General features: G+C 66.0%; 12 protein-coding genes and 1 tRNA gene. 8 read left to right on the forward strand and 5 right to left on the reverse strand.

The genetic code is table 11. The features are described 5' to 3' along the window. Positions 1-85 precede the first annotated feature (85 nt). The 4 genes from ITX31_RS05615 to ITX31_RS05630 all read left to right on the forward strand — a co-directional run bounded on the left by ITX31_RS05615 (position 86) and on the right by ITX31_RS05630 (position 3,159). Positions 86-544: a hypothetical protein gene (locus ITX31_RS05615; protein WP_194782510.1), complete on the forward strand. Its 459-nt coding sequence runs from the start codon at positions 86-88 to the stop codon at positions 542-544. 9 nt (positions 545-553) lie between these two features. Next, a complete protein-coding gene (locus ITX31_RS05620) occupies positions 554-1,468 on the forward strand; it encodes an FAD:protein FMN transferase (RefSeq protein ID WP_194782511.1) in 915 nt (304 codons plus the stop codon). After that, the gene (locus tag ITX31_RS05625; RefSeq protein WP_194782512.1) at positions 1,465-2,982 is read left to right on the forward strand and encodes an FAD-dependent oxidoreductase; all 1,518 of its coding nucleotides are present in this window, start codon (positions 1,465-1,467) and stop codon (positions 2,980-2,982) included. The genes ITX31_RS05620 and ITX31_RS05625 overlap by 4 nt, the downstream gene beginning before the upstream one ends. Before the next feature lie 101 nt (positions 2,983-3,083). Continuing rightward, a tRNA-Arg gene (locus tag ITX31_RS05630) sits at positions 3,084-3,159 on the forward strand. 150 nt (positions 3,160-3,309) lie between these two features. Here the strand turns inward: ITX31_RS05630 and ITX31_RS05635 are convergent. After that, positions 3,310-4,341, reverse strand: a complete 1,032-nt coding sequence (locus ITX31_RS05635; protein WP_194782513.1) for a GlxA family transcriptional regulator — start codon at positions 4,339-4,341, stop codon at positions 3,310-3,312. Between the two features lie 81 nt (positions 4,342-4,422). On the opposite strand from ITX31_RS05635, the gene ITX31_RS05640 reads away from it, so the two are divergent. Then, positions 4,423-4,620 (forward strand): hypothetical protein, encoded by a 198-nt coding sequence (locus tag ITX31_RS05640; RefSeq protein WP_194782514.1) that lies wholly within the window; start codon positions 4,423-4,425, stop codon positions 4,618-4,620. Between the two features lie 59 nt (positions 4,621-4,679). Here ITX31_RS05640 and ITX31_RS05645 read toward each other — a convergent pair whose 3' ends face one another. Further along, positions 4,680-5,315 carry a DinB family protein gene (locus tag ITX31_RS05645; protein WP_228529080.1) on the reverse strand — a complete coding sequence of 212 codons (636 nt, stop codon included), beginning with the start codon at positions 5,313-5,315 and terminating at the stop codon, positions 4,680-4,682. Between the two features lie 104 nt (positions 5,316-5,419). On the opposite strand from ITX31_RS05645, the gene ITX31_RS05650 reads away from it, so the two are divergent. Together ITX31_RS05650 and hrpA are read left to right on the forward strand one after the other, a co-directional pair. Then, the gene (locus tag ITX31_RS05650) at positions 5,420-6,472 is read left to right on the forward strand and encodes a helix-turn-helix transcriptional regulator (protein WP_194782515.1); all 1,053 of its coding nucleotides are present in this window, start codon (positions 5,420-5,422) and stop codon (positions 6,470-6,472) included. 13 nt (positions 6,473-6,485) lie between these two features. Next, positions 6,486-10,385: an ATP-dependent RNA helicase HrpA gene (hrpA, locus tag ITX31_RS05655; RefSeq protein ID WP_194782516.1), complete on the forward strand. Its 3,900-nt coding sequence runs from the start codon at positions 6,486-6,488 to the stop codon at positions 10,383-10,385. Positions 10,386-10,415: 30 nt separating this feature from the next. Here the strand turns inward: hrpA and ITX31_RS05660 are convergent, their stop codons facing one another. The 3 genes from ITX31_RS05660 to ITX31_RS05670 all read right to left on the reverse strand — a co-directional run bounded on the left by ITX31_RS05660 (position 10,416) and on the right by ITX31_RS05670 (position 12,434). Continuing rightward, positions 10,416-10,844, reverse strand: coding sequence for an HIT family protein (locus tag ITX31_RS05660; protein WP_194782517.1), 429 nt, complete (start codon positions 10,842-10,844; stop codon positions 10,416-10,418). Between the two features lie 94 nt (positions 10,845-10,938). Then, positions 10,939-11,778, reverse strand: coding sequence for a sulfurtransferase (locus tag ITX31_RS05665; RefSeq protein WP_323745592.1), 840 nt, complete (start codon positions 11,776-11,778; stop codon positions 10,939-10,941). Next, complete coding sequence (locus ITX31_RS05670; protein WP_194782518.1) at positions 11,775-12,434, reverse strand: MBL fold metallo-hydrolase; 660 nt, start codon at positions 12,432-12,434, stop codon at positions 11,775-11,777. The genes ITX31_RS05665 and ITX31_RS05670 overlap by 4 nt, the downstream gene beginning before the upstream one ends. Positions 12,435-12,648: 214 nt before the next feature. On the opposite strand from ITX31_RS05670, the gene ITX31_RS05675 reads away from it, so the two are divergent. Further along, the gene (locus ITX31_RS05675) at positions 12,649-13,068 is read left to right on the forward strand and encodes a Fur family transcriptional regulator (RefSeq protein ID WP_194782519.1); all 420 of its coding nucleotides are present in this window, start codon (positions 12,649-12,651) and stop codon (positions 13,066-13,068) included. The last annotated feature ends 1,065 nt before the right edge of the window (positions 13,069-14,133 follow it).

A 14,133-nucleotide genomic window follows, 5' to 3' on the forward strand; every position in this document is an offset into this window, starting at 1 on the left:
GGCACGGCGGGCACCGAAAGGCACCGGGCCGCGTTGATGGGTTGTAATAAGAGGGGAACTTCCGCCTGCAATTGAAGGAGCATCCGTGAACTCCAAGAAACCGCTGCTAACTGCTGCCGCCGGACTGGCACTGCTGGGAACCGCCGGCTGCGGTTCCGCTGGAACGGCCCAGGACACCGCACCCGACGAGGCTCCGGGTACTGCAGCGCCTGCAGCACCAAGCGGGGCGCCGGCAGCGGGCGGCGAATACCAGGACGGCGAGTACACCGCCGCGGGCAGTTACATTCCGCCGTCGAACACCAAGGAAGAGGTCACAGTATCCCTGACCCTGGCCGACGGCGTTGTCACCAACCTCCAGGTGTCCACGTCAGGGAACCACCCGACGTCCAAGCGCTACCAGGCCGAGTTCACGGACGGCGTCCAGCAGGAGGTCGTTGGGAAGCCGCTCGACGAGGTGACGGTGGACAAGGTCGCCGGGTCCTCGCTGACCAGCTCGGGCTTCAACAAGGCTCTGGACGAAATCAAGAGCGAAGCCGCCCGCTAGGGGCCAGCCGTGGACTGCTGGGCGTTCGAAGCGATTGGCACACACTGGGAAATCAGTGCCGAGGCCGCTCTCGACGCTGCTACCCGGGCTGCCGTTTCCGCTCTTGTCTCCGGCTATGACCAGGCGCTCTCGCGTTTCCGCAGTGACTCGATTCTGGCCGGGCTCGTGCACGGTGGAGGCACCGCTTCCCTGCCCGGTTACACGGCGGAGCTGTTCTCCCTCTTTGATGCCCTGGACCGGCTGACCGAGGGGCGGATGAACCCGCTGGTTGGCGGTTCGCTCGAGCTGCTGGGCTACGGGCCGGGCTACCGGCTCACCCCGCAGGGTCCGGCTGCCGGCGCCCCGCCCTGGCGCCGGGCAGTGCAGTGGGAGGCCGTGCAACGGGAGCCTGTGCAACGCGAGGCCGAGCAGCGGGAGGCCGCCGGAGCGGGCGAGGTCCGGCTGAGCCTCGACCGTCCCGCAACTATCGACGTCGGGGCTGCCGGTAAGGGCCAGCTGGTGGACCTCGTCTGGGAACTGGTGACCGGACGCGGATATGCTTCGGTGGTGGTTGATGCCGGCTCTGACATGCGCCACTGCGGGCCCGGCCTTCGGATTGGGCTGGAGCATCCCTTCGACCCTTCGCGGGCCATCGGCGTCGTGCAGCTCCAGGACCGCGCCTTGTGCGCCTCCGCCTCCAACCGGCGGACATGGGGCGACGGCCTGCACCATGTCCTGGATGCTTCCACCGGCCTGCCGGTTCAAGCCGTTGCCGCCACCTGGGTCCTCGCACGGGACGCCATGACGGCAGACGGCCTGGCCACGGCACTGTTCCTCACTGATCCCTCTTCTCTCGCTGCCGAGTTCGATTTCGACTACGTGCGGATGTTTTCCGACGGCAGGGCAGAGTATTCGTCCGCAATGGCTGGAGTCCTTTATTCATGACCGTTTCCCTGAGCACTCCCTCCGCACGGCTGCAGCGCCTGCTGGGCAAGATGAGCATGTACCGCATGCTGGTGGTTCTGCTGCTGGCCATGGCCGCGTGGTCCTTTGTGCTCTCCTTTACGGGGGCGCTCTTCTACACTCCGGCCGAACTTGCGGCGACGCTGGCAACCGCCGTGGTTTCGACGCTGATGGCCAGCCGGGTGATGGGACTGCTGTTCCGGACCTTCCCGCAGACGGATTCAGCCCTCATCACCGGACTGCTGCTCTTCTTCCTTTTCTGGCCTACCACCGACGGCGTGCAGCTGGGCTGGATCGCATTGGCTGCCCTGGCGGCGACCGCCTCGAAGTACCTGCTGGTCTGGCGGAAGCGCCACATCTTCAACCCGGCCGCCGTTGGTGCGTTCATTCTGGGAGTCACCGGGCTCAACGCCCCGGTCTGGTGGGTGGCCGCGCCGCTGATGCTCCTTGCGGTGATCCCGGCGGCGCTGGCGGTGCTGTACCGCGCCCGCCTGCTGCCGATGGCCGGTGTGTTCACCGCCGTCGCTGCCGGAATCGTCACGGTTCGTTTCGTCGCCGCAGGGGAACCGGTCCTGGAAGGACTGGCGACGGCGTTCACGTCCTATCCGGTCCTGTTCTTCGCCGGCTTCATGCTTTCCGAGCCGCTGACCCTGCCGCCGCTGCGCTGGCAGCGCCTGGCGGAAGCCGCCGTCGTAGGTGTCCTGTTTGCTGTGCCGCTGTCCGTGGGTCCGGTGTTTATGTCCCCCGAGCTTGCCCTGCTGGTGGGCAACCTCCTGGCGTTCGCTGCCGGACAGCGCGGCGGCATCTCGCTGCGGCTGCGCTCGTCCCGGGAACTGACTCCGAGCTCACGGGAGCTCGTGTTCGAAGCGGAGCGGCCGCTGCGCTACACCCCGGGGCAGTACCTGGAGCTCAGCCTTCCGCACCCCGCCCCGGACAGCCGCGGGCTGCGCCGGATCTTCAGCCTGACCTCTGATCCGGCGGACCCCGCCACTGTCTCGGTGGCCCTTCGGGTATCGGAGCCGGGGAGTTCCTTCAAGACGAAGCTGCTGGCCCTGAAGCCTGGGGCTCGGATCTCCGCAACCTCCGTCGGCGGCGACTTCCAGCTGCCGCGCGATACGTCCCGGAAGGTCCTGATGATGGCGTCGGGTATCGGCATCACCCCGTTCCTGAGCCAGTTGCGGTCCGCTGGTGCGGGGAACCGGGACATTGTGCTCGTGTACGCTGCTTCATCCGTGGCGGAACTTGCCTTTGCGCGTGAGCTCGCCGATCTGGGTGTTCGTGTGTTCGTGTGCACGCCGTCTGACCCGGCGATCCCGGGATGGACCTGGCTCGGGGCGGGCCTTCCGGACGGTGCCGCACTGGCAAACGCGGTGCCCGACGCCGCTGAGCGGACCGCGTATGTGGCCGGGTCGCCGTCGGCTGTTGCCGCTGCCCGCAGTGCCCTTAGGAAGGCCGGCGTCCGCCGCGTCCATACCGATCCGTTCCTGGGCTATTAGCTCCCCCTCCCGGCGGGGAAGCCATTTTCGTTTCCGGGCACCGGCAAGAACCTGCTAAGCTTCTTTAGTCCCTGCAGGACATACCGGATTTCCGGTGTCCCGCCCTCGTAGCTCAGGGGATAGAGCGGTTGCCTCCGGAGCAACAGGCCGTAGGTTCGAATCCTATCGAGGGCACCAAACCTGCAGGGGAAACCCCGCTGCCGTAACGGCAGCGGGGTTTTTTGCGTCCGGGGTCCGTGCTGGAAACGGACTGTGAGCCGGCGCGCTCAGGTGCCTGTCAGCATGACCGCGGAGTGGCATCCGGACGGTGCTGCCGGGCATGTCCGGCTAGCTTCTGAGCCGCGGAGCCCGGGGATGGACCGGGTATCCCTGCTGCACCCAGGCCGGCCGGTCCGCCCTTCCCCGGAAGACCCTGCGGTAGGCTGCCGGGCTGATGCCGACTGCCCGGTTGAAGTGGTGGCGCAGCAGCACGGCCTGCCCGAACCCGACGGCACGGGAAACCTCGTCTACGCTCATGCCGGTGTCTTCGAGAAGTTCCTGTGCTTTAAGCACCCGCTGCGCGTTGATCCAGGATCCCGGTGTTGTTCCGGTTTCGGCCTTCAAGCGGCGGGCAAAAGTGCGCTCTGACATGTGGGCCCGGGCTGCGAGCGCGCCGACTGAATGATCCTGCTCCAGGTTCGCGGCGATCCACACCAGGACCTCTGCCAGCGTGTCCCCCGCAGTCACGGACAACGGCCGGTCGATGTACTGGGCCTGCCCGCCGTCGCGGTGCGGGGGCACCACCATGTCCCGGGCGATGGCCGCAGCTGCCTTGGCTCCGAGTTCCTGCCGGACAAGGTGCAGCGAGGCGTCAATTCCTGCCGCTGTTCCCGCGCTAGAGAGAACGTTGCCGTCCTGGACGTAGAGTACGTCCTCGTTCACCTCGACGGACGGATACATCCTGGCCAGGAGTGCCGAGTTCCTCCAGTGGGTCGCGGCCTTCCGTCCGTCCAGGATGCCCGCTTCGGCGAGCGCGAAGGCACCCGTGCATACGGACATCACCCAGGCCGAGCGCGCGTGGGCGTTCCGCAGGGTTTCGAGGACGGCGGGCGGCAGCGGCTCGGGTCCGTCCGGCCAACGGCCGTAGGGCGCCATCACGACCAGGTCAGCGTCCGCGGCGGCTTCGAGTCCGTTGTCGACCTGGATTGCATAACCGGCGGAGGTCCGAACCGGGCCCGGCCGGTGGGTGACCATACGGAAATCGAACCGCGGCACCCCTGTGCCCCTCGCGGAACGGTCGATTCCGAAGATCTCCGCTATCAGGCCCAGTTCAAACGGACCGGTGTTCTCCAGCGCTATCAGGGCGACGCTCTTCAGCATGGAGCGAGTATGGCAGTTTTTCGACGCTAATGGTCATATCTGCCACTTATTTTTACCGCGGCCGGGGCGGAACCTGAAGGCATGGAAATCTTTTTATCGCTGCTCGTTCTTGGTCTGCTGGCAGGCATCACCGTCGTGGTCCTGCTCGCCGTCCGGCATGACGGCCGGGGTCATCTTCCGCCGGTGCCCTCTGGCCACCCATGGCATGGCTATGCCCTCTGGGATGTCGGAGATCCGCGCGACGTGCCGTCGGAGCGCCCGTATTTCCCCCGCCACTAGGACCTGGGCACCCCCGCCAGGGGCATCTTCCCCGGAGAAGCCGGGGCCGCCCCGTTCGCTCACCGGAGCGTCCTGCCCACCGGGGCGGTCCCCGGGACGCGGTGCGCGTACAGATCCCGGAGCAGGGCCACTTCGGCCAGGTGGTGTATTAGTTCCCGGTGGATATGGAGCACGAGTGCAGCCATCGGTGCTTCAGCCCATCCCCCTTCCGCCGGTCCCACCGGCCAGGCCAGCTCGTCCTCTGACAGGGCAGAAATGTGGCTGATCCACCTCTCGTAGTATTCGTCCAGCAGGGCAAGGGCCGTGGCGGCGCTCCCGGGGTAGTCAAAGTTCACGGAATCCGCGGGCGGACCGCCGAAGTGGGCCGCGTTCCGCTGCCCCAGGACTCCCGCGAGGAGATGGGACAGGCGCCACGCGATGGTGGTGACCGGGGCGGGATCCGGTTCGGGATAGGCCCAGTCGCAGGTGTAGTCCCCGGCTCCGGCCTGGACGGGGGCGTTGCCGGTTCCCCTGGGCCGAATATTCCAGCACCCCTGGACGGGTTCCCAGAAGTACTCCTCATCCGTCAGCCCGTCCAGCCGCGGCCTGGCCTGGTTCTCCCAATGCCATCGAAGCTGGTCCGCCAGTTCTGCTGCCCAGTCCAGTGCCGGACGTACTGGTCTGCCGTGGACAGGTGGTTCAGTGGGTTCCGTCATGGCTGCTCCTCCGGGCAGGTGAGCGCTGCTTCATGGATCAGTGCACCCAGAATACTTTTAATCCAGGACAGCTTCTGTCCGCATCCCCGAGTAGCTTTGGGAACATGCTTGAGACATCGGCACGGCTGCTGCATCTGCTCTCCCTGCTGCAGCTGCGCAGGGAATGGACCGGCGCTGCCCTGGCCGAACGGATGTCGGTCACGGAACGAACCGTGCGCCGGGACATCGGCAAACTGCGCAGCCTCGGCTATCCCATCTCCGCCTCCCCCGGAATTGCCGGCGGCTACCAGCTGGGCGCCGGCGCCCAGCTGCCTCCCCTGCTCCTGGATGACGAAGAAGCGCTCGCCGTCGCCCTCGGGCTGACGGCGGTGGCTTCCGGTCCCGTGTCCGGGATCGGAGAGGCCTCCGTACGCGCCCTGGTAAAGCTGGAGCAGGTTCTTCCCGGCCGGCTGCGGCCCAAATTCTCCGCGCTGCGCCAGTCGGTGAGCGTCATGGCCGGCGCATCGGCGGCAGCATCAGCGGTGAATCCTGACGTCCTCACTGCCTTCTCCACGGCCATCTCGGAGCGACGCACCGCCGCCTTCCGCTATCAGGCGCTGGAGGCTGCCGAGGGACGGCGCATCGTGGAGCCGTACAAACTGGTCAGCACCGGCAGGCGCTGGTACCTGGTGGCGTGGTGCACCGAACGCCTGGACTGGCGGACCTTCCGGGTGGACCGCTGCCAGTCTGTCCCGGTGCTCCGCGAGCGCTTCACTCCCCGCCCGCTTCCGGCCAAGGACCTCGCCGCGTACGTGCAGGCCGCAATTACCCGCAGCCCCTACCAGTACGACGTCGTCATCCGCATTGCGGCCCCGCTCGCCTCGGTGGCTGAACAGGTTCCCGCCGAAGTAGCCGTGCTGGAGGCTGACGGGCCCGGGCACACCGTCCTGCGCAGCGGCTGGGACTCCCTGGACCAGCCGCTGGTCCGTATGGCCGGCATGGGAGTGGAGTTCGAGATCCTGGCGCCGGAGGAGATGCGGGAGCGCGCCCGCACGGCGGCGGGGCGGCTGGCCCGCGCCGCCGGCCCCCTCCCGCCGGCGCAGGGCGCCGCTCCCTCGCCCGCCGCCCGGCCTGCCCCCGCGGTCCACCGCAAGCAGGCGCTTCCTCCCACGCACTAGACTGGTGCCAACTATGGCACTGACAATCTCCTATCCCCCGCAGCTCCCTGTCTCGGAACGCCGCGAAGACATCATGGCCGCCATTGCAGCCAACCAGGTCACCGTAATCGCCGGTGCCACCGGATCGGGCAAGACCACTCAGATTCCCAAGATGTGCCTGGAGCTGGGCCTGGCCGAGAAAGGCCTGATCGGCCACACGCAGCCCCGGCGGCTGGCGGCCCGGACAGTCGCGGAACGCATCGCGGAGGAGCTCGATGTCGAGATCGGCGCCGAGGTGGGGTTCCAGGTCCGGTTCACGGGGGAAACCAGCCGGGACACCAAGGTCAAGCTCATGACCGACGGCATCCTGCTCGCTGAGATCCAGCATGACCGCAAGCTGAAGAAGTACAGCACGATCATCATCGACGAGGCGCACGAACGCAGCCTCAACATCGACTTCATTCTTGGGTACCTGAAGCGGCTGCTGCCCGAACGTCCGGATCTGAAGATCATCATCACATCAGCGACGATCGATCCGGAGCGGTTTGCCCGCCACTTCGCGGCGCCGGACGGCACCCCTGCTCCGGTGATTGAGGTCTCCGGACGCACCTTCCCGGTTGAAATCCGCTACCGTCCGCTGAACCAGCCCGCGCTGGGCTCAGGCGAGGATGAGGACGACGAGCTCGAGGAAGACCGCGACCCGCTGGACGCTGTCTGCGACGCCGTCGATGAGCTCTCCCGTGAGGCTCCCGGGGACATCCTGATCTTCTTCTCCGGCGAACGGGAAATCCGCGACGCCGCGGATGCCCTGCGCGGCACGGTCACCCGCAATTCCCGCCTCGCCAACACAGAGATCCTGCCGCTGTACGCCAGGCTGTCCCTGGCCGAGCAGCACCGGGTGTTCTCCCCCGGCAGGCACCGGCGGATTGTGCTGGCCACCAACGTCGCCGAAACGTCCCTGACCGTGCCGGGCATCAAGTACGTCATTGACACCGGCACCGCCCGCATCTCGCGCTACTCGCACCGCACCAAGGTGCAGCGCCTGCCCATCGAGCGGATCTCCCAGGCTTCAGCGAACCAGCGTTCCGGGCGCTGCGGGCGAGTCTCGGACGGCATCGCCATCCGCCTCTACTCCGAAGAAGACTTCGAAGCCCGGCCCGAGTTCACAGATCCGGAAATCCTGCGGACCAACCTTGCCGCCGTCATCCTCCAGATGGCCGCCATGGGCGTGGCCCAGGGACCGAAGGACGTTGCTGATTTCCCGTTCGTGCAGCCGCCGGATCCAAAGGCAGTCAACGACGGCGCACTGCTGCTCCGCGAGCTTGGTGCGCTGGCCCCCAAGGGCGGGATCACCGCCGTCGGGCGCAAGCTTGCCCAGCTGCCTGTGGACCCCCGGCTCGGCCGCATGATCGTGGAGGCCGGCCAGCGCGGCTGTGTCCGCGAGGTCATGGTCCTGGCCGCCGCGCTGACCATCCAGGACCCGCGTGAGCGGCCGTCCAAGGATGATCCGGCACGCGCGCAGAAGGCCGCCGAGCTGCACAAGCGGTTTGTTGACGAGAACTCGGACTTCACCGGCTTCCTGAACCTGTGGCGTTACGTCCAGGAGAAGCAGAAGGAGCTCTCCTCCTCCCAGTTCCGCAAACTGTGCAAGAACGAGTTCCTGAACTTCCTGCGTATCCGTGAATGGCAGGACCTCTTTGCCCAGCTCCGCCAGCTGGCCAAGCCGCTGGGCATCACCCTCTCCCCGGGCGACGTGGATCCGGTCGGCAAGGAGAAGGACGTCCACACCTCCCTGCTCTCCGGACTGCTGAGCCACATCGGTCTCTATGACCAGCGCAAGCGCGAGTACGCCGGCGCCCGCGGCACCCGGTTTGCGGTGTTCCCCGGATCCGCGCTGTTCAAGAAATCTCCTGACTGGGTCATGGCTGCCGAGTTGGTGGAAACATCCCGGCTCTGGGCCCGGATCGCCGCGAAGTTTGATCCGCTGTGGGTGGAGGAAGTGGCCCCGCACCTGATCAAGCGCACCTACAGCGAACCGCACTGGTCCAAGCGCAACGGCTCGGTCATGGCCTATGAAAAGGTCACTCTCTACGGTGTGCCGGTCATTCCGCGCCGCAGCGTGAACTACGGCCGGATCGATCCGGTACTTTCCCGCGAGATGTTCATCCGGCATGCCCTGGTGGAAGGTGACTGGCGCACGCACCACAAGTTCTTCCACCGCAACCAGGCGCTGCTCGCGGAGGTCGAGGAGCTGGAGACGCGGGTGCGCCGCCGCGGCCTGCGGGTGGATGACGAGACGCTCTTTGAGTTCTACGATGAGCGCGTTGGCTCCGAGGTTGTCTCCGAACGGCACTTCGACAAGTGGTGGAAGCATGCCCGGCATGAAGACCCCAAGCTGCTGGACTTCGATCCGGATGCGCTGCGCACGGACGACGCAGCCGGCCTGGATGAGACGGAGTTCCCCAAGTCCTTCCGCTACGCGGACTTCGACCTGCCGCTCTCCTACGAATTCACTCCGGGTGTTCCCGGGGCCAACGACGGCGTCACCGTGGAAGTTCCGGTCCTGTTCCTGAACCAGCTGGATCCCGAACCGTTCCGCTGGCAAATTCCGGGCCTGCGCGCCGAGCTGATCACCGCCCTGATCAAGTCGCTGCCTAAGGCCGTGCGGAAAAACTTCATTCCGGCACCCGACGTGGCTCGTGCCGCGGCGGAGGCTTTGGCGGCTGACTTCGACCCGGCGTCGGATCCCCTGGAACCGTCGCTGGAACTGGCCCTGCGCCGGCTGAAGGGACATATCATTCCGCCCGGTTCGTGGAACTGGGAGGCCATCCCGGAACACCTGCGCATGCGGTTCACCATAGTTGATTCATCCGGACGGGTTCTCGATGAAGGCAAGGACCTTGCCGCCCTGCAGGAGTCCCTGGCCCCGGCCACCCGCCGGGCGATTGCCGAGTCGCTCGGGGCGACGCCGGGAACGGTCAAACCCGCGCCGACGGCGGCCAAGGGCAAGCAGGCACGTGCTGCCGGCGCTTCGCCGAACGGGCAGTCGGCGTCTTCGTCCTTCCATGAGGAAACCGGCCTCACGGAATGGACCGTGGGCACCATCGAGCGGCGGATTGACACGCTGGTTGCCGGGCACACCGTCACCGGATATCCCTCGCTGGTGGATGAAGGCTCCACCGCCGGCCTGCGGGTCTTCCAAAGTGCTGCCGAACAGGAAGCCGCCATGCGCGGCGGGGTGATCCGGCTGCTGGCGCTGCGTGTGCCGAGTCCGGCGAAGTATGTGCTGGAGCACCTGAGCAATGCCGAGAAGCTCACATTCAGCCAGAACCCGCACGGCAGCGTGGCCGCGCTGATCCAGGACTGCACGCTCGCCGCGATCGACAAGCTCACTCCGGAGGCCCTGCCTTGGACGCGTGCCGAATTCGACGAGCTGTATGAGAAGGTCCGCGCCGATCTGATCGACACGGTGTTCACCGTGACGGCGATCGTGGAGAAGGTCCTCTCCAGCACCCGCCGCGTCCAGAAGCAGCTCAAGGGCACCACATCGCTGGCGCTCATCTCAGCACTCAATGACATCCGTGCCCAGCTTGAACAGCTGGTCTATCCCGGTTTCGTTGCACGCACCGGCTACGCGCAGCTGGCGCAGCTGCCGCGCTACCTGGCTGGCATCGAGCGGAGGCTGGAGAAACTGCCCACGAATGTGCAGCGGGATTCGCTGAGCACGGCCGTGGTGCAGGGGCTCGAAGATGATTACGACGACGCCGTCGCATCCTTGGTGCCCGGGCGCGGCACCCCGCCCGCCCTGGCTGAGGTGCGCTGGATGATCGAGGAGCTGCGCATCAGTTTCTTCGCCCAGGAACTGGGAACGGCCCGGTCTGTTTCGGAGAAACGGATCCGGGCCGCCCTGAACCAGGCGCTGGCTCCGGCATAGCTTCCTGCCGGAGCTATGGTTCTGTCCGGCCTATGCCTCCGGAACGAACTTGCCGTGGCCGGCAGCCCGCAGGCCTTCCCGGAGCTTCTCGGCGTTTGCTTCCATCCTGTCCTGGTCCGGGTTGGTGTCCGCGCGGCTGAAGTCGAAGTCCTGCAGCGAGTTGGCGGGCCAGACGTGGATGTGCAGGTGGTCGATTTCAAACCCGGCAATGGTCAGTCCGGCACGCTCGGCGCCGAAGACATCTACCTGGACCTGGCCGATGGCCTGGGCGACGGCTGTCATCTTCGCCAATAGCTCCGCCGGTGCGTCCGTCCACTTGTCGATTTCCTGGCGCGGGACCACCAGGGTGTGCCCGTCGGCGAGGGGGCCGATGCTCAGGAAGGCAACGACGTCGTCATCCTTCCAGACGAAGCGGCCGGGGATTTCACCCTCGATGATCCTGGTGAAAAGCGTGGTCATGCGTTCTCCTTGCTCGGGCTGCTGGCGGTCCCCGTCCGGCAGCTTCAGGCGCAGCGGGGGCGGAACGGGACGGCCGGTAAACATGGCTTTGACGCTACCCGTCTGCGGCGCCGGTTGCCACCGGCTGTCCGGGTGTGGAGGACCACTGCGACCACGAGCCGGGATAGAGGGCAGCGTCGATTCCGGCCAGAGCCAGCGCTGCCACCTGTGCCGAGGCGTAAATGCCGGAGCCGCAGTACGTGCCCACCGGTCCCGGGCTGTCCACTCCGGCGGCCTCAAAGCGCTGCCTGAGTTCCCGGGCGGGCAGGTAGCGTCCGTTGGCGTCCAGGTTTCCTGCAGCGGGGATGTTGATGGCGCCTGGGATGTGCCCTGCCTGCGGGTCGACGGGTTCGTTCTCCCCGCGGAAGCGTTCGGGCGCCCGCGCGTCGATGAGCACACCTTCGGCTGCAAGCTGCGGCGCTGCTGCCATGTCCAGGACCGGCATATGCCCCCAGGACAGGCTTACTGCTCCGGGTACGGGGGTGATCTGGCCCGTCTCCAGCGGTCCGCCGTCGGCCTGCCAGGCCCTCAGTCCGCCGTCGAGCAGCCGGACGTTCTCGAACCCGGCGTGGCGCAGCAGCCACCAGGCCCGTGCCGCTGCGGCACCTCCGGAGGCGTCGTAGGCGACTACCGTATCGCCGTCGTTGATTCCCCAGCCCTGCGCCATTTCCTCGAATACCGACGTCGAGGGCAGCGGGTGCCGTCCTTCCGGCCCTGCGGGAGCTGACAGTTCCGTATCCAGGTCAACGTAGACCGCTCCCGGAAGATGCCCTTCGAGGTACCGGCGGTGTCCGTCGCTGCGGCCCAGTTCCCAGCGCACGTCAAGCAGCCGTACCGGGCCTCCGTTGGCTAGGGTGCTCTTGAGCTCAGCGGCGCTGATGAGGATAGCGGTCACAGCTCTACCACGTCGCCCGGTGCCAGCGGCTGGTAACTCGTTCCGTACATTCCGCCGAAGCGTTCAAGATGTTTTTCCACGATTCCGCGGCCCTTTCCGTTCAGCAGTGCGTCGTGGATGGGATGTGCGGTTTGGGCTCCGACGGCGATGACGAAGTCGATGACCTCTCCCACCTTTGACCACGGTGCATGGATTGGAACCAGAAGCACCTCAGCCATGAGTCCATTGGGAACCGTGAAGGAGTCTCCCGGATGGTAGATCCGGTCTTCAATCAGGTACGCGAGGTTTTCCACCATTGGAATCAGGGGGTGGATCAGCGCGTGCTGTCCCCCGAAGGAGCGTACGGAGATTCCGGCGATCTCCTGAACGGTATTAGGTTCGACGTCGTGGATGCGGTCCTGTGCGCCCTCTGCTGCTTCGTTGCGCAGTGATGCTGCCAGTGCTGCGGGTGCGTGGAGCTGCAGGTCCCGGCGTTCGGCCAGGATGGGCAGTACCTGTTCCGTGTCGATGTGGTCTGCGTGCTCGTGTGTCAGCAGGATCGCGTTTGCGTCCCGCAGCGCTTCTTCGACCTCGGAAAAGTTGCCAGGATCCAGTACCAGGACTGACCCTTCCTTCTCGAACCGGACACATGAGTGCGTGTACTTGGTCATTTTCATAGGGTCACGATACTCCCCGTGGTGTGTGCCCCTGCCGCAGGCGCGGTGTGCCAACGCTGATAATCTGGATTGAGGTCCGTTTACGGTCCGCCGGTGCGTCTGCCAGGCAGTTACTTAGCCAGTTATCTGGCCAGCCAGCGTTATTTAGTTAGCCAGTATCCAGCAGCCAGCGTTACTTAGCAGTCAGTATTCTCCAGTCAGCCAGGAGGCTTCCATGTCAGTGCAGCCATCGTCCTCGGGGCGGACTGCCGAGCCCCGGGTTACCCGCCAGCGGCTTGCGGTGGGCCGCACTCTGGATTCCCTTGACGACTTTGTCAGCACCCAGGAGCTTCACCGGCTTCTCCAGGACCGGGGTGAGAAGGTCTCGCTGGCTACGACTTACCGGATCCTGCAATCCATGGCCGATGACGAGCAGGTAGATGTTCTCCGAGGCGCCGACGGCGAAGTTCTCTACCGCCGCTGTGAGGCTGAGCATCACCACCACCATCTTGTCTGCCGTAACTGCGGCAAGGCTGTGGAGGTAGAGGCCCCCGCTGTCGAGAGCTGGGCAGCGCGTCTGGGCCGCGAGCACGGTTTTACTGAAGTTGCCCACACTGTTGAGGTCTTTGGGCTTTGTCCTGAGTGTTCGCGGTAGCTGGCGGTAGCATGTGGGTCAGCTTCCGGTAGCTCGCGGGTCAGCTTCTGGTGGTGCGGTGACGCGGTGGCGCCATCGGCGGTGGGGCTCCCGGCGGCGGCGTGATGTGCGGCGGGGCTGCAGCTGCCTTGACCGGCGTCTGGAAGCAGGAAACCCTGCGGGTCTTACCCCTCCTGAAGAGCCAGGTCCCGGTCCGTGTCCCGGCGCTGTAACGCGCATCCGCGGACTTCCCCGGCGAGCCTCGCGCGCCTGCCCCTGAGCCTCTGACCGCCGTCGCCCGTTCCTATGCGATGCGGCGTCCGTTTGTTCGCTTCGACACCCTCGCCAGCCCTCAGCAGCGTTCGCACGGTAACTCGTCCGCTTTCAGGTCCCCGCGCAAGTCTCCTGCCCGGCCCGGCGCCGCGCGACGCACTCCCAGCCTTGTGCGCGTCGGAACTATCCGCCCTCTAGGGCGCAACATGACACATCGCCCCCTTTAGGCTGCGCGAGTCCATAAGCTCTGTTACTCGACACCAAATGACGCACTGCCAGCCCTGCTCAACATATCGATACCGTGCCCGGTGTCAGCGGAGTCGTAAAGCAAATCGCCCGTTGAGGTCCCCCGATCCGATCTCCGCTGGATGACCTTGCCCCGAATCTGTATGGCTTATCGACGCCACTGGCCGCTGCCCTTCTGCCCGCCCGAACCGCAGTCAGCAGTCAGCAGTCAGCAGTCAGCAGTCAGCAGTCAGCAATCAGCAATCAGCAATCAGCAATCAGCAATCAGCAATCAGCAATCAGCAATCAGCAATCAGCAATCTTCATGCATACTCGCACGGACCCGGTTGTGCGTCTCAGGTGCGTGATTCCGCACCCGTAACCATGAGTTTGCGGCAGGGGAAAAGCACGTAAATGACCGGTAATCGGTGGTCCTGAAAAAGGCTGATTTCGGCCCCGGAATGTCAGTGGCGGCTGAAACTATAGGGGCATGAACCGTTCCTCGGGCACCCCGTTTATCCGGACAGCTGACCGGGAGAAGCAGGGTGCCCCCGGTGTTCCGGGTGGGTGGACAGGTGCGGCCACAGG

It is taken from the genome of Arthrobacter gandavensis, assembly GCF_015355785.1.
Taxonomy (GTDB): Bacteria; Actinomycetota; Actinomycetes; order Actinomycetales; family Micrococcaceae; genus Arthrobacter_B; species Arthrobacter_B gandavensis_A.

Bases quoted from the DNA above. Each gene is read 5' to 3' on its own strand.
- ITX31_RS05625 (WP_194782512.1), top strand. From the start codon at position 1,465: ATGACCGTTTCCCTGAGCACTCCCTCCGCACGGCTGCAGCGCCTGCTG.
- ITX31_RS05635 (WP_194782513.1), bottom strand. From the start codon at position 4,341: ATGCTGAAGAGCGTCGCCCTGATAGCGCTGGAGAACACCGGTCCGTTT.
- ITX31_RS05640 (WP_194782514.1), top strand. From the start codon at position 4,423: ATGGAAATCTTTTTATCGCTGCTCGTTCTTGGTCTGCTGGCAGGCATC.
- ITX31_RS05645 (WP_228529080.1), bottom strand. From the start codon at position 5,315: ATGACGGAACCCACTGAACCACCTGTCCACGGCAGACCAGTACGTCCG.
- ITX31_RS05650 (WP_194782515.1), top strand. From the start codon at position 5,420: ATGCTTGAGACATCGGCACGGCTGCTGCATCTGCTCTCCCTGCTGCAG.
- hrpA (WP_194782516.1), top strand. From the start codon at position 6,486: ATGGCACTGACAATCTCCTATCCCCCGCAGCTCCCTGTCTCGGAACGC.
- ITX31_RS05660 (WP_194782517.1), bottom strand. From the start codon at position 10,844: ATGACCACGCTTTTCACCAGGATCATCGAGGGTGAAATCCCCGGCCGC.
- ITX31_RS05670 (WP_194782518.1), bottom strand. From the start codon at position 12,434: ATGAAAATGACCAAGTACACGCACTCATGTGTCCGGTTCGAGAAGGAA.
- ITX31_RS05675 (WP_194782519.1), top strand. From the start codon at position 12,649: ATGTCAGTGCAGCCATCGTCCTCGGGGCGGACTGCCGAGCCCCGGGTT.